Here is a 17,535-nt window from a genome sequence, read left to right on the forward strand (position 1 = left end):
CCATCGTAGTATCCCCCAAGTCTCTGATTGCTACAGGCTTTTAGCTCTAGCAGTCTGGAGGTTTGATGCAAAGGAGTGTTGTTTATATTTGCTTCTTTTCGGTTTAGGGTGACGCAATGGGGAGTGAATAAAGCCGTAGGCACACAATAAAACGGGGGTTACATGCGATTATAGAGATTTTTAGATGCGGATTATGGTTTAAAGCCTATCAAGCAACGGCGCTTGCAACATCAGCGACAAGCGGCAACGTATCAAAAAAATGATGAGCCAAAAACTCACTTCATAATGCGCTCAATCTGTGACAAGTGTTCTGACGACGGACAGAATTTTATTAAGCTACCATCTTCTTGATTACATCGAAATTCAATCAAGTATAATATTTTTTGCGTAATGCCCGAAGAGCATTCAAGTGCTTAAGAAAAACAGGATCTTTGGTATCTCCGTCTACGCCCCCGGTCCCTGAGTAATCTGTTTCGTCCAACGCATCTAGCATGCCAAATACATTATCAATGACAGTATCAGTCACTCCATCGCTAATTTTGGTGCTGGGGGAGGACACTTCAACGCGCTTCAAGCTTCCAAACTTGTTTCTATGTATTTCCTTAGTTTTCTCTGGGCCAATAGCCTTGTAGAAATCTAGTTTTGAGAGTTCAAACACTTCTGAGGTAATATTGTGAGTGGCGTCGGGAACAATGCCTTTATAATCGTCTCCCTTCTTTATAGTCGATATTGCTCTTGAATTCACACCTAATAACAAGGCGATATCCTGCCCATTTCGTCCTTCCAATAACAACCTTTTGACTAATCCCGCATTTGATCTGCCAACTTCATTCGCCATTTCAAGTCTCCTATTGTGTTGGAAGTAAGAAAATACTCTTGAGCTTTTTAAGGTTTTCTATGTGCTTTAGGAATATTGGATCGTGAGTATCTCCGAATTCACCGTCTCCACTATCATAATCGGTGTCCTCTAAAGCATCTATTGCTCCAAATGTCTCAAATGTAAGTTTCTCTAAAAGCTGCCATTTTTTTGCGTCTTCAAATGCCTTGAACGAGGCACATTTAACTAGGAATTCTTCTTTGCGTTCTAATATCTCGTAAGGAAGGTCAGAGCTTTGGTTGAAATTCACATGTGAAGAAACATTCCTATAATGCGCAAGTTCGCTGGTCAGCCTCTCAATGTCCTCATGTTGCTTAATAGCGGTTGCAACTGCAGGGGGAACCTTTCCGGCCTTGATCCAGCTTTGAACGTTGCTTGGGCTTACCCCTACGATATTTGCCAGTTTGTTTTTCCAGCCATAACCATGTTGGGCTTCTAGAGAGTTGCAGACATTTTTAAACCAAGGGTCCATCAATAAATTCTCACGAAATTACCATATAGATAATTTATCTATATTAAAAATGCGAAAATCACAATTAAAAAATATTAAAAATGTTAATATGATGGAATTCGAGGGGGTGGGATGGCTCGGAATTAATTTTTTATTCTTTATAAACTAGGCAAAAAATTTAGTTCATAATTTGTTGGACGCAAGCTAAATTGGCCTTTGGTGAAATACCTGTATGGGGCTTGTCTCAACTATTCCTGTTTAAGTTCTTGCCTTTTACTCGGTCTATAGATCAACCAGAAGGCAAGGCCAGCTGAAACACCGTATAAACCGGCGTAAATTGTTAGCGCCGTTCGTTGTATCAGCCCGCAATATGTTAGCATGCCATCTTCAATCGCCAAGCAACTACCCATTCTCAGTATATATGTGTCACCATCTGACACGAAAGGAGGGTGATAGGGCAAAATAAAAGCAATGTAGGCTATAAGGCAGCCAACGGAGAACGCGCATAGAGTTGTGGACCAAATATTTAGCAAGTTTCTTGAACGGAGCCATAAAAATAAGGGAACCCCAAAAATGAAAGCTCATGCTTAGGACACTAAGGCAGCTATGAAGCTGAAGGCCCATGTTAAGTTTATGAGGCGGTCCAGATTAAAGGGGTAAACGGTCGATGCAATTTCTTCATATGCGTTGTATCCAACAAATATTATCACCGGCACGATCGGAGATAAAAGAAATGCCGTCACCGTTTTATTCATGCTCCCCCCCAAAAAAAGAAGTAATAGGTAACCTTAGCGGGAAAAATATCTAGTTCAATGAATTTTGAATCAGCCCCGATACTCTGTCCGCTGCCTGGTGTGCAGGATCATCTGCAAGGTGGGCATAGCGTTCAGTCGTTGTAGTGTTGCTGTGGCCAAGAAGCTTGCCTGTCATTTGTAGGCTTTCTTTGCTGTTTACAGCCACAGACGCATAGGTATGGCGCAAATCGTGAATTCGTACTTTGTCCAAGCCTGCCTTTTCCCGTATGCGCCGCCACGGCTTTTGAAAGTCTGTCAAATACTGGCCTTCTTTGGAGCCGCATATCACGTAAGGGTTGCCCTCTAGGCGTTCTATAGTCGCTAATACGTCCAGGGCTGGCTGGCCTACAAAGACTTTCTTCGCGCCTGTCTTACTGTCAGGCAAGAAGAAGGCATTGCCGCGTATATAGTCTCACTTCAGGGTCTGGATTTCACCAAGGCGGCATCCTGTCAGGATAAGAAGCTTAATAGCTGCAATCATATAGGGGCTTTCGGTTCCCGTCTCTTCACATGACTTTAGGGTCTTCCCTAGTGCTTTCAGTTCTTCCGGTGATAGATACCGATCCCGCTTCTTCTCAGGGTAGGGCTTGACTTTCAATACCGGATTGCTGTTGTCGGGTCTAAGTTCCAGGTCTTCGGCATAGTTAAACATTTTGGAAAGAACGCCGCGTGTGCGGTTAGCCTGGTAAGGAATATCCCCATGTTTTTCATGCAGTTTAAGGATATTAGCTTTTGTAATGTCCTTTAACTTTGTTACTGGAAGATAGGATTTTACACCTCGTAAAACAGGCCAAAGCCTTGTTTTACCAAAGGCTCTTTGCGAAGCTGACGAGACACGGAGTGGCGAGACTAATCCTACTCCCGCAACCAACTTGATTTGCCCTCGTAAATCCTCAGACCCTTTCAGTCTACACAGGAAGGGTTTTTATCGTTTGAGAGGCTAAGGAAGTTTTATTACCTGCAGCGCTAGTATCGATAATAGATTGTGTCTTTACTACCACTGGGCGCGCTACTATCATGCCTCCCTTGGGACGGTTTGACGGCGTCGCTGCGCTCTGCGCGTCTACTGCGCTGCGCTTCGTGACCTGCAAACCGACCCCACCCAGAATAAAGACAATAAAACCCGCAACGAAGTGAAGGAAGCGCTTGGCAGCAGGCTAGATGGAACCCAATCAATCCTATTGCAAATAAGATGGTGAGGAGGTCAAATCATGATGCCATCGCGAATAATTCTGACAAATGTACGAAGGTGGAATAGGAATGAGGAAGTTTTGGCTAATTGCGCTTATAATTGCGATCTCAATTACGATATTGCTGCATTCCTTTTATACTATGTACCAAGCTAGCGGTTTTCTATTTTTTACTTCCAAGGCCTTGATTGTTAGATTTGCGATCCTTCTCTACAAAAAAATATATTGCTTGAGTCATGGGTTGGCTATGGTCTTTCCTTGACCATGGCTATATTTCTTGCGTTGGTTCCATTCTTAGATAAACAGCGCCTCTTAGATGGCACTGCTGGCGATACAGGGTTAGCATTATTGGCGGCAATGATTTACTTCCTTATCCTTTTGATTTTCATTAAGTTTTTGGTTGGAAAGCTTTCTCGGGAGTGTGAAGGGAATAGCACCTAATTGTTAGCTCCCGCCCATCGCGCATTACGGTGCTATTTGGGGCGCGTTCGCTCGGCTCAGGGCGTGCCATTTAGCTCAGGATAATCGGCTCGCAGGTCAATCGTATACTGTTCTATGGTGAGCTTTCTGTGTGCCCGCTGGGTATAGCGGAACCATAGGGTCCATGTGGGCGCGGTGTCGATTTTGGGGCGATTTTCACACAGGGGTTAAAAGGTGCGGCTGCTGGTGCCACAGGGGTCGGGATTGTTGTTAAAGTAGCAAAAGTTGCTAATCTTGGTCTAAAAGGAAAATCTGTAACCGCCATAGGTGCGACGGCAGTTGCAGAAGACGTGGTAGGTAACGATGCAGAGACGGCTGCTACTGCTACAAGAGGCAAAGCTTTAGACAATTTGGTTAGCGTTAGTTTGAAAGCTGCAGAAAAGTTGCCGAAAGTAGAGGAAACCTCAGAGATAAAAGAAAAAGAAGATTAAATATGGGAAAAGATTATTTTTCGTCAAAGATTAAAAAATGGGAGGAGTTTTTGCCGGAGTTTCTCTTGTCCCCTCTTTCTCTTATATTAGTGATATAACTGATATTTCGATTACTGAAGTCGTATTAGTAATTGGCATTGCTAGTACGAGCGCTTTTTTGCTTTCAATGGGGGGAGCACATGTTGTTTTCCGTCGGGCATTGTACAAAAAATATGGAGTGTCATTAGATGAATTGAGAGAATTACCTAAAGATGAGCAACAAAAATTACTAGATGACATTGGATTTTAGACAAAATTCCAAGGACAGTGTACGATTATTGCCGTTTAAGGGTTGGTTACTTACTTTTTTGTTATGGTACGTATAGCAATATTGACGGCTTCGGGGCACGCGCATCACGTGACAAAGCGTAGGGCACGCCTATGGAAGCCTTTCTGCAGGATAGGGGGTATTCAGACTTTCTGGCGTTAGTTTCTGAGGTTTTCAAAAAGCTGGTACTGAGGTGTAGGGGTATTACCTCATGCCTGGGTGAACAACTGGAAAAGCAAGAGTGCAGATGCCTCGCCGCCCTGCGGCCGGGGCACCCCAAGAAGACTGTCAGTGATGATAAATAGTATACTGTCCCCGGAATTAGAATGATTCCTGAACGGGGGCTGCGCACCAGACCAGCTTCGCAAGGCTATATCATGTCTTTCATGCATATATCTCTGTAGTAAGTATCGTTCTGTTGCTCGACAAATATACAGAGATATGAGAGCGAAATTCTCCACGAAACGTATACGTAAGAAAGTTCAGGCCATATAGGTACCTATACATATATACCTGTACATAACGCGGGGTAACGTGACGTATCCCAGCCATTCTATCTCCTTAAGTTTTCTGATAACGCAAGCTTAAGTCTCCTTTTCATTGATTCACTGTATGGTTGCATTCGATACGTCTTGACCATATTAGAATTAATATTCTAATATGGTCTTGTTATTATGCGAAGGAAAGCTTATGAAACCGCTTTTGATTGTTGTTACGCCTTGGCTAGTGTTCATTGGTGCTCATTTGGGCATGAGCTCTTCAAGGTTGCGGGAGAAGATAACCGCTAGGTATGGCCGCTTCGCATTTACGCTCATATATCTCTTTGTGACCATATTGACACTTGGCACCGTCATTTTTGCGCTGGCCTTTTTCGGACATGAGGGGCCTGCAGGCTTTCAAGTTTCTGACCAAACGTGGTTGACAGTATTGCGTGCAGTGTCAGTGTTTGGTGCCTTTCTGCTGGTTGCCGGTTTGATCAGTTATCCGACATCGGCTATAGCCATTCTGGCCCAGCGTATGAAGAACCCCGATCTCAAAACCGCGCTACCAAAACCAACTGGGATAGCTCGTATAACCCGACATCCATTTTTTGTAGGGCTGGCATTTGTCTCAACCAGTCATGTTTTTCTGGCAAGCACCCTTGCTATTGCAGTCTCTTTCGCTTGTCTCGCTTTTCTATCATTGGTTGGTATCTATCTTCAGGACAAAAAGCTGCAAAAGCGCTGGGCGGCAACTTATGAAGTATTCATAGAACGTAGCTCTGTGCTGCCATTTCAAAGATTGGCGGAGCAGGATTCAAGGTTGACTGCACGAGATATACCTATGCTGTTGATAGCTTTGCTTGTTGCCTCTTTTCTTTTTGGCGCTCTTCATGATATTTGGACCGTGGGCAATGGAGCCACATTTCTTGGGTTCATTCTCGTGTACGGAACCATTGGGGTGGTTACGGGCATCTTGAAATCTGCGGCAAAGAATAGGTGACAGGAGATGGGGCGACGTTCGATATTAGATGAAGCAGGATTGTTTGCAGCTGTTGGAGAGACGCTCGCAATGGATGGTTCACTGTCGATCCCGGCTTTGGTCAAGAAGACAGGTGTTTCGACGGGTTCGATTTATCATCACTATGGATCGAGAGAGGGGTTGCTTGCTCATGCCTGGGTTGATGCGTTGTCAGCTTTTCAGCGGCTCTTTCTAGCCACCATTGGTGATGCAGAGACCGTTGATAGCGAAGCAGTCGCACTTGTAACGCCGAAATTTTGCAGGGAACATCATGGAAGAGCTATTATTCTTGCTTGTTGTAGCCGCGCCCAGTTCATTGGGCATGAAACAAATCAGTCTTTGCTTGTAGAGTGTGATGCTCGAAATGAAGAAATGGCGGCTCTCTTAAGGAAATATTCCAGATCCTCAGGCGTACCGATAGACAATTGCTATCTGGCCTGGGTGCACTATCCACTTGCTGTAGTCAGACTATATCTTCCAGCGCACAAAGTTCCAAAATCTGCTGATGCACATGTGGTAGCCGCATGTCACGCAGCGATGGCTGTCAATCAAAAAGAAGACCAAACAGACAGGAACTAGCCCCTTCATGTCAGTTCCTAATGTGCATACTGCTTGTTCTCGATCAGGATCTTATAGCGCAGAATTGTTGTGAATATGTGAGTGTTATGTTTCACCGTAGTGATGCAAGGATAAGCCCTCTCGTTCCATCAAAGTGTTGAACCATATTGTCACGAAGATACAATGCAATATCCTTGAAATGGCATTGGAACGTTCGGATCTGTCACCAAGAGGGCCTAAATATTATGACATCGGGTGACGTTTACTTCGGAAGGGGAGAAACCATCTTGAAACGAAGAGAAAGGATCAAACATAACACTGTCAAAATCCGTCGCTTGCAACATCAACAACAAGCGGCATACTATTAAAAAATGATAAACTAAACACTCACATTATAAAGTGCCCAAACTGAGACGAATGTTCTGATGTTGGATATAATTATTAGCGCGCTATAAGGACTTGCAGGCACTTATGGAAAGCATAGATATCAAGAATCTTGCATTTGCATCACTAGGGTTTCATGCCGTTTTTATGGCATTGTACTTATTTTCCAGACGAGGGGAAGGTGTCAAATTCCAGCCATTTCTTGCTTTGGTGTTTGTGATGCTCGCGTGCTGGTACATTAGCTTGTTTCTGACTACCGCCGGCGTATATGTGCGATATCCCTGGTTAATAAATTGGATCACACTCCTCATTCCCATCCTCGCCCCAAGCCTTTATTTTTATGTATTGTCGCTTACATCTCCCTCTCCGTGGCGTATTCGGCATCAGCCTCGGTGGCACTTGTGTTTTGCTTTGACTATTATACTGCTCAAGCTACCTTTCACTTTGTTGCCGGGTGATATCAAGCTTCTTCAAATTGGGGCTGGTTCAGAGGGTACAAGCAGCATTTCAGAACTGCTTCTTCAGTTGTCATGGGTGTCTTCTGCTCTATTTGTGACACAAATGGGCTTGTATTTAACGCTATCGATCAATCGGTTAAGGGAACATAGCACACGGATTCGAAATCTGTTTTCAAATCTGGAAAACCGTACGCTGAATTGGTTGCGGAATTATCTTTTGTTGTTAGTCGCACTCTGGGTGTTGGGAGTTTTTGACTTTTTGGGCTTGGCTGATGATTACGGCTGGTTAGTACATATGCTTTGGCTCGTGCCATTCAGCTTGCTTGCGCTCAATCAACGAGTTGTATTTGACTCGGTTGCTGCGCCTCAATCGTCGAGAGTTCAAGAGCCTGAAATTCGCGCTCGCGTTAGATCTTCTCTTTCCCATGAACAGCGGTCAAGGATTGGCAAAAAGCTTAGAGCTGCGATGCAGGAGGAGCATTCATACCGGGATCCAGATCTGACGTTAAGAAAACTAAGCGATATCCTGAACATTTCCACGCATCACATCTCAGAAACCCTCCGCGACGAGATTGGTCAAAATTTCTATGACTTTGTAAATAGTTGCCGGATAGCCGAGGCATGTAATCTCTTAAAAACTACAGATATGGGGACAATTGATATTGCTTTTGCTGTTGGCTTCAACTCAAGATCCACCTTTTCAGCAGCATTTAAAAAGCATCAAAAAACCTCTCCTTCAACCTATCGTAAAAGTGACAACTTTGGCGCTCTGCCAAATAATCAAGAACCACATCAGACCAGTCAGAAAAAAATACAGAACCTTTAAGAAAGGTGCGCAGAAAAATGTCCGGTTCGTCCGGTTCGGTCGCCTGACTGTTTTCCATCGTCATATAGTCGTCAATATTTCTAAACTATTGAAAGGACCATCATTGTGACGGCATCTAATAATCGCTTACTGGGGCTAATCTGCCTGATACTGACAGCGACTCCTGTAGCTATATCGCAACCTCTCTCGGACAAGAACCACACACTCCATACCATCCCTATAGAAGAAGCCCAATTGCGGGCACATCTGACGTTTCTCTCAAGTGACAATCTGAAAGGTCGGGATACTGGCACAGCGGAATATGAAATCGCTGCAAATTATGTTGCTAGTCATTTCGAACAATTCGGCATGCGCCCTGCAGGAGATAACTCATCCTGGTTTCAGTCTGTCCCTTTTATTAGAAGCAAACTTAATCCGGGTTCAGTTCAGTTCACAATACATGAAGAGAACGAGCAATCTCATCTGACGTACCAAGATGACTTTTTCATGCTTCCGAGTGCTATATCTCAACAAGATAATGTACGCGGGGAGTTGGTGTTTGTCGGGTATGGTATTGTGTCTAAGGAGTTACATCTGGATGACTATGCTGGTCTGAATGTTCAAGATAAAATTGTTGTAATTTTAGGCGGTCGCCCTGCAGCGCTCGCAAATGATTTTGGCGCACATGTAAGTAGCATCGGAGAAAAAGTCCGACTGGCTGTTAGGCAGGGTGCCAAAGGGGTGATTTTCGTTGACACACCAGCTGAACAGAAAACAAACACATATCAGCGATATCGTCTATTCGCTTCGAAACCGCTTCTGCGGTGGAAATCACAATCAGGAATTGTCTCAGAAGATTATCCTGAACTGAAGGGATTGGCATACATCACTGTCGATGCAGGTCGCAAATTATTCAAATCCGCCGGCCATATTTTGGACGACACATTTGAAACAATGGCCAGAGGTCATATTCCAGCCGGCTTTGATTTGGGTATTGAAGTATCGCTTAAGCGCAAAAGCTCTCACGAAAAAGTAACTAGTTCAAATGTTGTCGGGCTTGTTGAGGGGAGTGATCCAACTCTGATGAATGAATATATAGTTTTTACATCTCATCTAGACCATTTAGGGGTCGATGCTGATGGTGCAGTTTATAATGGGGCTCTCGATAACGCCGCTGGAATAGCCATAATGCTGGAGACGGCTAGACGATTCAGCAATCTTGCAAAGCCAAAACGCTCCATTCTTTTTGTTGCGGTCACGGCGGAAGAGGCAGGACTGTTGGGCTCTGACTATTTTGCCAGATTCCCGACTGTCCCTCTTCAGTCCATGGTTGCCAATTTAAACATTGATATGCCGCTCATTATGTACCCCTTTGCCGATATCGTAGCATTTGGGGGGCAGCATTCAACAATCTCCGATTCACTTGAAGCGGCCTTAGAACCTCTTGGCCTCAAACTAAGCCCTGACCCAATGCCCGAACTTTCACTATTTACACGAAGTGATCACTACTCATTTGTAAAAATGGGTTTGCCGTCTGTACATTTATCGCCCGGCTTTGCTTCAAGAGATCCATCCATCAACGGTCATGATCTTTTTGGAATGTTCTTAAAAAGGCATTATCATCAACCAACAGATGAAGCCTCGCTTCCAATCGATTATTCGGCCGGGGCAAATTTTGTAAAGGTGGCCTTTTCCATTGGCACTATTCTGGGCAACAGCCCTTCTCGCCCCCGTTGGCGTACGGACAGCAACTTTGGACGACTGTTTTCCAAATGACCATACTAATAGCGGTCTCCCAAGTATCTTTTTTACTTGGGAGATATTAACTCCTCAATATAGGTCAAATTTTGCGAGCTAAGTATCACTAAATAACATACCGATTGTTCGGATTTTTACTGATGGCACCAAACACTGATTTCGAAAATGTATCACCATTTTGTAGCACTTTGATGGCATCCGCATAAATACGGAACAAATAAATCTATAAGGTTATGTTTATTTAACTTAATGAAAACAATGGTGAATAAAACCTCAGAATTGTTGACATAACTTCTCAGTAAGTTAGAGGGTTAGGAAGATAGATAGTCTAGAAGACGTTGTTCCCCTGCTTCAAGGAGGCCATATACAATGCCTCCCAGACGAGCTGCAATATTGACAAACATATTTTAGAATATATATTCCAATAAAATCAAAATCGTTTGAGACTAGTTTCCTTACACATGATTGTACGGGCACACAAGCTTGTGCCTAATAACCGGTAATCTCAATAGTTCGCTATCAGAAGATTTGAAGCGCTTGGAGGCGTTCGATAATGATCAGACCTACTATAACAAACACTCTCTCTGTAAAAATCAGACGTAGCATAATCGCACTACTTGCAGGTCTGTTAATCATATATCATTTGAATTTGATGGTTGAGACCTATTTTAGTGGGGGCACCACTGTGTCTTCTCCTATGATGCATGTACAATCCTTTATTCGGGTTATGATCGTATGTAGTCTGGTGTTGGTCGCGACCGGCAAACGTTTGGCCATTTGGGGGATGTGGTTCAGTATTACAGCGTTGGTGGTCACTCAATATCTGGTTCATTTCGGGCCGCAGCCTCCGGAGTTTTTGGCGTCGCGATCTGGACTGTCCTACCTAAGGGGATTTATCATCCCAACCCTGATCACAGTTGCTTTCCCGCTTTCGAACAGAAATCCAGGCAGTTCTCAAGCTGAGACTAATATGCTGACGGTAGATAAGCGGAACGGTGACCGCAGATGAGGGCAGTGGTTTTGATGACCGGGTTGCCTACTATCAGTATGTTACAACAGGAACCGGCATTGTTGAACAGGTGGCTAGCCGTGAATATCTGCTGAAGGATCATCAGGGCAGTATCATTGCGGGTTATAAGGCTTCACCGGCCACGGTTACCGTCTATTCTTATGATGAATACGGTGTCCCGGCCCAGGCGGATGGCCAGCCGTACCGCTACACTGGCCGCCGGTATGATGAGGCAACGGGTCTTTACTACTACCGGGCGTGCTACTATCATGCCTCTCTTGGACGGTTCTTACAAACCGACCCGATCGGCTATGAGGACAATATGAACCTCTATGGCTATACGGGCAATGATCCGGTTAATAATACCGATCCGACAGGGATGTTAGCAGAAGAATTTGCAGAAGATGAAGATTTAGAAATTGATCCAACTGAGGCAGCGTCTACACTTTGGTCTACAATTGCGGGGTCTGCTTCAATTTCAGAACAACAAAGGGCGACCAACCTTGTCAAAGAGGGTTTCAAGGAGGGAGGAAAAAGGGCGGCAGATTCAGCAAAGGTTTTAGCAAAGGGTCTGCTGGTTTCAATATAGCGGCTAAATCAGCACTCAGATAATCCTGTGCGTGAAACGGTTGCTCAAACTATTGGTGGCATTGCTGGTGCTGGTACTACATTGGTGACTGCTCCAGAAATTGGGCCTGCTGCACCAGTTGTGGGTGGGGTTGTGGATGTTGGTGTTACTAATACTGTTCGGACTATACTGACTCCAATTGGTGAAGCTCGGCCAAACGTAACGCGTGTCTCAGCTGGAGCTGCGGATGCTACAGGGCGCACTATTGGTGAGCGGATAGCGAATACACTACAGCGCTGGTCAACAGGCACAGTAGAATTTGATCCATCAAGGTGATTTGAGATGCAGGAAAAAAGTCCATATAGAAGATTTTTGGTTTGGACGGCTTTAGCGCCATTCTTTGGTTATGTTTGGATGCTAGGTCTTGCTTACTGGAATGGTGGTCAGGTTGAAGTTTTGGGAATAACCTTTGAGAGTCAGCTGTCGAGCCGGGAAATAACAATTGTCGTCATATCTATTCCCGTATTCTTTGTTGGATGGATAAATAGTCTTGTGGCCTGTTTGAAGGCAGGTCCTTTGAAAGACAAGATAAACACCCACGAATGAACTTGTTGAATTAGATAAATTCAATGTGCTCTCAAGAGATAGAGGAATTCCGGGGACACATTACTTGATCACTCACACGCCGCCTAGCTCACGGATTGGTTCGGGAGCCCCTTGGTATTTGCCTCGCATGGTGGGGTGGTCTGAGCCTAATTTACTATCAATCTTCATACTCACCGGACTGCAAAGAGGTGCAAATTTCGTTCAAAATTCTCCTTTAAAAACAAGGTCGGCAACATAACTTTGGTTATTATCAGGGGGGCTGTGATTTAGTGGGGATGGGGCAGATACTGCCTCGATCACTAGGCGCTATGTGTGGCGGCACACATTGGATAACAGGCCTCTGCCCCACCGTTCACCACTTCTTGTAAAGTTACTCACGGCCCCTCTGTGGCAATCGCTGAGCCAATCATAATGCTCGCCTGCTGTAATGCCGTGTCCTGTAGGTGCGCATATCGCGCTGTTGTCTGAACCTGCGAATGCCTAAGGAGTTTTCCGATCATCGGTAGGCTTAGCCCCTGACTAACGACCAGAGATGCAAAGCTGTGCCGCAAATCATGGAAGTGAATGTTTTGTGTTTCATTGGATTACCTCGGTAAATCAAAAGTGATGCATGCTCTTGCAACCAATAAAAGCCTCGGTACTCTGATGGTCTTGTGCTGTTGTTATGCAGGGAAACAGTCAGTTTGGCGCTAAATATGAGAGTAAATACACTACATGCTCGAGATCACTTCTCACGTACTTTATCAAAAAAACTGACGGGCGTGGATGGCGTTTTTAATCCTTGGGGTTGCCACAGATTTGCGGGTGAAACTCTAGGCCTATTCACCGAGCCTTGGCATGAGTTCGATGAAATTACAGGGTCCGAAGCGGTTGTCGAGCTGATACTTCAGGATGTCGTTCCAGGCATCCTTGCAGGCACCAGTTGAACCGGGTAGAGCGAAAATTAGCGTTGTTTTTGCTTTGCCAGCAAGTGCCCGGGACTGGATAGTTGAAGAGCCAATCTTCTGATAACTCAGTATTCGAAAGAGCTCTCCAAAACCGGGTATTTCAAGATCTATGACCCGCCTGACCGCTTCCGGCGTGACATCTCTGCCTGTAATACCCGTGCCACCGGTACTGATAATCACATCAATGTCTTCCTGCTCGATCCACAAATGTAATTGATCAGCAATTTTTATTTCTTCATCAATCACGATTTTACGGTCCACAAGGTTATGGCCCATGCTGGTGACAAAATCGGTGAGAATCTTGCCACTGATGTCAGTGTCAAAAGTGCGAGTATCTGAGACCGTCAGAACTGCAATGCCAATTTTTATAAAAGGGCGATCTTCATTGAACTTGTCTGACATAGTGACCTTCTAGCTGTTGAGGGGAAAGAAAGGAATGCAATCTACAAGACTACCTTCGGCTAAGACTTCAAGACCTTCTGGGTGCTTGATCCAACAATTCATTTGTACCATTGGCGCAACCTTAAAGCTTTCCTGCCCTTGAAGGCAGTGTACGACCAGAGTGCCTGTATCTGAACATTCCACTCGACCTTTCAGGAAACAGGTGAGGCGCTTACTCGCCTGTATGGGATTGGTTAGTCTGGCCTTTATTGGCTTCTCTGTAGCTTGACCTGAAAGAGCCCTGAGGAAGGGGGAGACGAACATTCGTAGGCCCATGGCGGTTGAGACTGGATTACCTGGCAGGCCAAAGAAATACTTACCATTTGATAACCGGGCAAACAGTATTGGTTTACCGGGCTTGACCTTTGCCCGGTGCAGGAAAATTTCAGCACCAAGTTTTGTGAGTTCGGATCGCACAAAGTCATATTTCCCGACACTGACAGCTCCGGTTGAAATAATAACGTCGGCGGGTCCTTTCATCGCTTCGTTGAGTGCAGTTTGAAAGCCCGTTCCGTCGTCAGCAACAGTTCGCCGCCATAAAAGATCGGCCCCAAGGGGAGCGGCCATACTTTCACCAAAGGGGCCTGAACTATTATATATCTGACTTGGACCCAGTGGTGCTGAAAAGTCATCAACTAACTCCTGCCCAGTGGACAACCAGACTATTTTGGGTCGAGGTGTAACAGGAACTGTGCCGCGCCCCAGTGAACATAAGGCAGGGACAAGAGCAGCGGTAATGCGATGCCCAGCTCTTGCGATTCTCTGACCAATTTTCATATCTTCGCCGGCGCTTCGTATATTGCAGCCTGTAGGATATGGTTCGGTAAAAATAAGGAAGCTTTCATCCCGTTGAGTCCGTTCCACGGGGATGACCGTATCTGCCCCAGCAGGTGTCGGGGCGCCCGTCATGATTTCTGCAGCAGTACCACCTTTTAGGGCATGGGGTGAATGCTCTGCACCCGCAGCTATTGATTGCTGGATGGGTAGCTTTATGGGGTTAGCAAGCGAAGCATCCGCTATGTCCAACGCCCTGAAGGCATACCCGTCCATTGCTGAATTGGCAAAGGGAGGTACATTGATATTTGCAGTAATGTCTGCTGCTAAAATACAGTCAAGGGCATCTTCAACTGTATGTATCTCTAGCGGAAGAGGTTGCGCTTTGTTCAGGATGATATTGAGGGCTTCATCGTAACTATACACAGGATATCTCACAATATGAACTAAGGTGCTTAGCCACCAATCATGGCAAGTTGTTCGGTTCTGCCACTGTTGCCCTGATGCAATTCATGAGCAAGGGGCTTGATACCTAACAGGGAGGTCACACGTTCCTGCATGTCAGGCAGTGATTGATCATCTTGAAGATATTTTCGCAAGCTGAAGTAATCTGCGCCAAATAGGCAGAGCTGTAGCCCACCGGTGGCGGAGACACGCAGGCGGTTACAAGTTGAACAAAAATCCCGGGAATAGGGGGCGATGAATCCAATGGAGCCTTGATAGTCCGGGTGGGCAAAGCAACGCGCAGGCCCGTCGGTCATTTCACGAGGGACTTCCTGCCATCCATTTTGCCGAAGGTCTGCAATATGGGCGGCGGGGTCCAGGTGATACTGATTGAAATAGTCCTGGTTATCCCCTGTTCGCATCAGTTCAATGAATCGGACAGAAAGATCACTGGACCGTATTAGTGATAGATAATTTTCAAGCTCTAGATCATTCACTCCTTTAAGAAGGACAGCGTTTATCTTGCGCTTCTGAATGCCAAGGTCCCGTGCCATTCGGATACCTTTCAGAACATCATCAAGCCGGTCATGACCCGTAAGCGAATGGAATTTCTGCTTATTCATACTATCCATGCTGACGTTGATTGCGTCCAGCCCGGCTGCGGCATAAGAATCGATGAACTCAGGTAGTTTGTATCCATTCGTAGTCATCGCAACGGTTTCAATGCCGACGGTATTTTTAATAATGGAAATGATATCCGCAAGATCATTTCTAACGGTTGGTTCTCCACCCGTCAGTCGAACTTTTTTAACGCCTAGTTCGGCAAATGCTCTTATGAGTCTTTCAATTTCTTCAAGCGATAAAAAGCTTTTCATACCCTGTTTTTTGTAACCATTTGGCAGGCAGTAACTACATCGAAAATTACATACCTCAGTCACTGATAACCGCAGATAGGGGAACGTGCGGTTATAATTGTCACGAAGCATACCCATCAGAAAACAATCCTTTCTAAAGCTGAGAGGTTGGCACGTTTCCATCACCAACCCGGCAAGGTTTCTACTTGCGACCCGGATGCCATATTGACTTTGTTCAAGGGAAACAGCAGTGGACAACGTAGGCAAAAGGGTTTCGGTGTTTTCATCAGGTTCAGATATAGGGGGCATGCATGATGACAGACTTGACCATGGTCAAGTCGCACATGTTTTTAGCATTCTTAGGGCCTACAGCAGGTCAATTTCTACAAAGTCAGGGTGCGGACAGTCGGGCTGACCGGCACGTTTGCAGTCATTGGCGACATAGCTATCGCAGAATTCACAAAGAGTCTTGCCTTTGGGAATGGTGATTGTTTCATTCTGTACTTCAAACCCCTCGGCACGCATCTTTTTTAATGCGCGAGAAAAGGTTTCTGGCCGCATATTCAGGTAAGATGCAATGATGGATTTATCATATGGCAGGTGAATGACACCGTCATCCGGATCCTGATTGATCATCAAGCGTAGCAGGAACCAGCCCACTCTTTCACGGGCAGATTTCAGTCTATTCTGTTCGATCTGGTAAATCAGCATCTGAGATTTCAAAGATACATTATTCAACATGCTCAGGGCGAGCTTGTTATTGCTTTGCACCCTTTGCCGGATAACAGGTGCAGGAATGGACATAAGGACCGCATCCTCAACGATTTGAGCATTAACAGGGGCAGAGGTGTTCAGAAAGACTGCTGCCTCGAGCAAGGTATCTCCACCTGTTAGCATCTGCAGAATTGTTTCTTCACCAGTTTCAAGCCCATTATAGACTTTCACCCAGCCACTGATCACAATATAGATGCGGGAAGCAGGTTCGCCCTGTAGGAATAAAAGCTTGCCTTTATTATAGGTTTTTACGGTGGCAAAACCGGAAAGTTCCATTAGTTCTTGATCTGAAAGCGTTGAGAATAAAGTTAGGGACCTGAGGTAAGGGAAAAGACTACTTTTTTCGTCATGCTCGCTTAATAGCTTTGGGGAAAAGTCAGCTTCACCTTCGGGACCATACAACCCTTTAACAAGCTCAATTTCGGCTTCCCTTAGTTCATCAATAACCTCTGTTGTCATCGTGAACCACTGTTCGCCGGAATACTCCTCGATTTTGGCAGTCGGGGAATTGGCCTTCAGAAGATCACGAACTTCCTCAACAGATTGCATCCTTTTGCTTGTAACAATATTTTGTACGATGGAAATCTGTCGTGGAGACGCAACAGCCATAAAGCTGTTTAAATAGGTTTCCTGCTCTGCCATCAAGGATATCATGCGATCACAGAATTCAGGGTTTCTATACGCATAGGTGAAAAAACCCCGCGATCCCAATGCTCTTTCTCGACCAATTCGGTCTTTCCACTGAATGAAATTACTGAAAGCGGTGACAAGAGGGGACACAAATTTAGGACAACCCTGTGCAATCGCAACCATGGTTTCCAAAATGGGTGCGTTAAACTCAAACGTGTAGGAATTAATCGCCTGCGTATAGGTAGGTTGAAATGTTTTAACCTGATCGCGTAAGACATCAAGCCCATTGAGTCTTCGCTTCAGATCAGCAAGACGCGTACATGCATAGTTTGATACAAGGTCAATATTATAGGCGTTTTCCATAACGACCAGTAACTCAGAAACAGCCGTGTCTGTTATAACTTGTTGTTTTTGCAGTCGTTTAGAGAATATTTTCCCACGGCTATCCAGAAAGAGGACAGCACTTCCCCTCTCCTGTTGTAAGCGATGTATCAC

19 protein-coding genes and 1 riboswitch are annotated in these 17,535 nt (G+C 45.2%); of the genes, 10 read left to right on the top strand and 9 right to left on the bottom strand.

Going from position 1 to position 17,535, the window contains the following annotated elements; all coding sequences use genetic code 11:
* Window positions 1–367 precede the first annotated feature (367 nt).
* The 4 genes from IE181_RS07605 to IE181_RS14615 all read right to left on the bottom strand — a co-directional run bounded on the left by IE181_RS07605 (window position 368) and on the right by IE181_RS14615 (window position 2,774).
* The gene (locus IE181_RS07605; protein ID WP_191251634.1) at window positions 368–838 is read right to left on the bottom strand and encodes a hypothetical protein; all 471 of its coding nucleotides are present in this window, start codon (window positions 836–838) and stop codon (window positions 368–370) included.
* A 10-nt stretch (window positions 839–848) separates the two neighbouring features.
* A complete protein-coding gene (locus tag IE181_RS07610) occupies window positions 849–1,349 on the bottom strand; it encodes a MerR family transcriptional regulator (protein ID WP_191251636.1) in 501 nt (166 codons plus the stop codon).
* A gap of 783 nt (window positions 1,350–2,132) precedes the next feature.
* On the bottom strand, window positions 2,133–2,507 hold the full coding sequence (locus IE181_RS14610; protein WP_229819251.1) for a tyrosine-type recombinase/integrase: 375 nt from the start codon (window positions 2,505–2,507) through the stop codon (window positions 2,133–2,135).
* Window positions 2,508–2,534: 27 nt separating this feature from the next.
* A complete protein-coding gene (locus tag IE181_RS14615) occupies window positions 2,535–2,774 on the bottom strand; it encodes a hypothetical protein (RefSeq protein ID WP_229819252.1) in 240 nt (79 codons plus the stop codon).
* Window positions 2,775–4,082: 1,308 nt separating this feature from the next.
* Here IE181_RS14615 and IE181_RS07620 point away from each other — a divergent pair.
* The 10 genes from IE181_RS07620 to IE181_RS07665 all read left to right on the top strand — a co-directional run bounded on the left by IE181_RS07620 (window position 4,083) and on the right by IE181_RS07665 (window position 12,176).
* Window positions 4,083–4,223, top strand: a complete 141-nt coding sequence (locus IE181_RS07620) for a hypothetical protein (protein ID WP_191251638.1) — start codon at window positions 4,083–4,085, stop codon at window positions 4,221–4,223.
* 37 nt (window positions 4,224–4,260) lie between these two features.
* Window positions 4,261–4,512 carry a hypothetical protein gene (locus tag IE181_RS07625; protein ID WP_191251640.1) on the top strand — a complete coding sequence of 84 codons (252 nt, stop codon included), beginning with the start codon at window positions 4,261–4,263 and terminating at the stop codon, window positions 4,510–4,512.
* A gap of 708 nt (window positions 4,513–5,220) precedes the next feature.
* Entirely contained in the window at window positions 5,221–6,012 is a 792-nt protein-coding gene (locus IE181_RS07630) for an NnrU family protein (RefSeq protein WP_191251642.1), read from the top strand.
* Window positions 6,013–6,018: 6 nt separating this feature from the next.
* Window positions 6,019–6,609: a TetR/AcrR family transcriptional regulator gene (locus IE181_RS07635; RefSeq protein WP_191251644.1), complete on the top strand. Its 591-nt coding sequence runs from the start codon at window positions 6,019–6,021 to the stop codon at window positions 6,607–6,609.
* 450 nt (window positions 6,610–7,059) lie between these two features.
* A complete protein-coding gene (locus IE181_RS07640) occupies window positions 7,060–8,256 on the top strand; it encodes a helix-turn-helix domain-containing protein (RefSeq protein ID WP_191251646.1) in 1,197 nt (398 codons plus the stop codon).
* Between the two features lie 105 nt (window positions 8,257–8,361).
* Entirely contained in the window at window positions 8,362–10,011 is a 1,650-nt protein-coding gene (locus IE181_RS07645; protein ID WP_191251648.1) for a M28 family metallopeptidase, read from the top strand.
* Between the two features lie 535 nt (window positions 10,012–10,546).
* Entirely contained in the window at window positions 10,547–11,002 is a 456-nt protein-coding gene (locus IE181_RS07650) for a hypothetical protein (protein WP_191251650.1), read from the top strand.
* Entirely contained in the window at window positions 10,989–11,591 is a 603-nt protein-coding gene (locus tag IE181_RS07655) for an RHS repeat-associated core domain-containing protein (RefSeq protein ID WP_191251653.1), read from the top strand. The genes IE181_RS07650 and IE181_RS07655 overlap by 14 nt, the downstream gene beginning before the upstream one ends.
* Before the next feature lie 27 nt (window positions 11,592–11,618).
* Window positions 11,619–11,906: a hypothetical protein gene (locus IE181_RS07660; RefSeq protein ID WP_191251655.1), complete on the top strand. Its 288-nt coding sequence runs from the start codon at window positions 11,619–11,621 to the stop codon at window positions 11,904–11,906.
* Between the two features lie 6 nt (window positions 11,907–11,912).
* Entirely contained in the window at window positions 11,913–12,176 is a 264-nt protein-coding gene (locus IE181_RS07665) for a hypothetical protein (RefSeq protein ID WP_191251656.1), read from the top strand.
* Between the two features lie 374 nt (window positions 12,177–12,550).
* Here IE181_RS07665 and IE181_RS07670 read toward each other — a convergent pair whose 3' ends face one another.
* The 5 genes from IE181_RS07670 to IE181_RS07690 form a co-directional block, all read right to left on the bottom strand.
* Window positions 12,551–12,742: a tyrosine-type recombinase/integrase gene (locus tag IE181_RS07670; protein WP_191254113.1), complete on the bottom strand. Its 192-nt coding sequence runs from the start codon at window positions 12,740–12,742 to the stop codon at window positions 12,551–12,553.
* A 252-nt stretch (window positions 12,743–12,994) separates the two neighbouring features.
* Window positions 12,995–13,525 (bottom strand): molybdenum cofactor biosynthesis protein B, encoded by a 531-nt coding sequence (gene moaB, locus IE181_RS07675; protein WP_191251658.1) that lies wholly within the window; start codon window positions 13,523–13,525, stop codon window positions 12,995–12,997.
* 9 nt (window positions 13,526–13,534) lie between these two features.
* Window positions 13,535–14,764 carry a molybdopterin molybdotransferase MoeA gene (locus IE181_RS07680; protein WP_191251660.1) on the bottom strand — a complete coding sequence of 410 codons (1,230 nt, stop codon included), beginning with the start codon at window positions 14,762–14,764 and terminating at the stop codon, window positions 13,535–13,537.
* 29 nt (window positions 14,765–14,793) lie between these two features.
* Window positions 14,794–15,774, bottom strand: a complete 981-nt coding sequence (moaA, locus tag IE181_RS07685) for a GTP 3',8-cyclase MoaA (protein WP_191251663.1) — start codon at window positions 15,772–15,774, stop codon at window positions 14,794–14,796.
* Window positions 15,766–15,928: riboswitch (molybdenum cofactor riboswitch) on the bottom strand. It overlaps the preceding gene by 9 nt.
* Before the next feature lie 74 nt (window positions 15,929–16,002).
* Window positions 16,003–17,535 (bottom strand): nitrate- and nitrite sensing domain-containing protein, encoded by a 1,533-nt coding sequence (locus IE181_RS07690; protein WP_191251665.1) that lies wholly within the window; start codon window positions 17,533–17,535, stop codon window positions 16,003–16,005.

It is taken from the genome of Kordiimonas sediminis (assembly GCF_014656395.1).
GTDB lineage: Bacteria > Pseudomonadota > Alphaproteobacteria > Sphingomonadales > Kordiimonadaceae > Kordiimonas_A > Kordiimonas_A sediminis.

What these genes read in the sequence shown, in the direction of transcription:
- IE181_RS07640 (WP_191251646.1), top strand. Translation starts at nt 7,060, where the DNA reads ATGGAAAGCATAGATATCAAGAATCTTGCATTTGCATCACTAGGGTTT.
- IE181_RS07630 (WP_191251642.1), top strand. Translation starts at nt 5,221, where the DNA reads ATGAAACCGCTTTTGATTGTTGTTACGCCTTGGCTAGTGTTCATTGGT.
- moaA (WP_191251663.1), bottom strand. Translation starts at nt 15,774, where the DNA reads ATGGGTATGCTTCGTGACAATTATAACCGCACGTTCCCCTATCTGCGG.
- moaB (WP_191251658.1), bottom strand. Translation starts at nt 13,525, where the DNA reads ATGTCAGACAAGTTCAATGAAGATCGCCCTTTTATAAAAATTGGCATT.
- IE181_RS07605 (WP_191251634.1), bottom strand. Translation starts at nt 838, where the DNA reads ATGGCGAATGAAGTTGGCAGATCAAATGCGGGATTAGTCAAAAGGTTG.
- IE181_RS07635 (WP_191251644.1), top strand. Translation starts at nt 6,019, where the DNA reads ATGGGGCGACGTTCGATATTAGATGAAGCAGGATTGTTTGCAGCTGTT.
- IE181_RS14615 (WP_229819252.1), bottom strand. Translation starts at nt 2,774, where the DNA reads ATGTTTAACTATGCCGAAGACCTGGAACTTAGACCCGACAACAGCAAT.
- IE181_RS07625 (WP_191251640.1), top strand. Translation starts at nt 4,261, where the DNA reads ATGGGAGGAGTTTTTGCCGGAGTTTCTCTTGTCCCCTCTTTCTCTTAT.
- IE181_RS07610 (WP_191251636.1), bottom strand. Translation starts at nt 1,349, where the DNA reads ATGGACCCTTGGTTTAAAAATGTCTGCAACTCTCTAGAAGCCCAACAT.
- IE181_RS07665 (WP_191251656.1), top strand. Translation starts at nt 11,913, where the DNA reads ATGCAGGAAAAAAGTCCATATAGAAGATTTTTGGTTTGGACGGCTTTA.
- IE181_RS07650 (WP_191251650.1), top strand. Translation starts at nt 10,547, where the DNA reads ATGATCAGACCTACTATAACAAACACTCTCTCTGTAAAAATCAGACGT.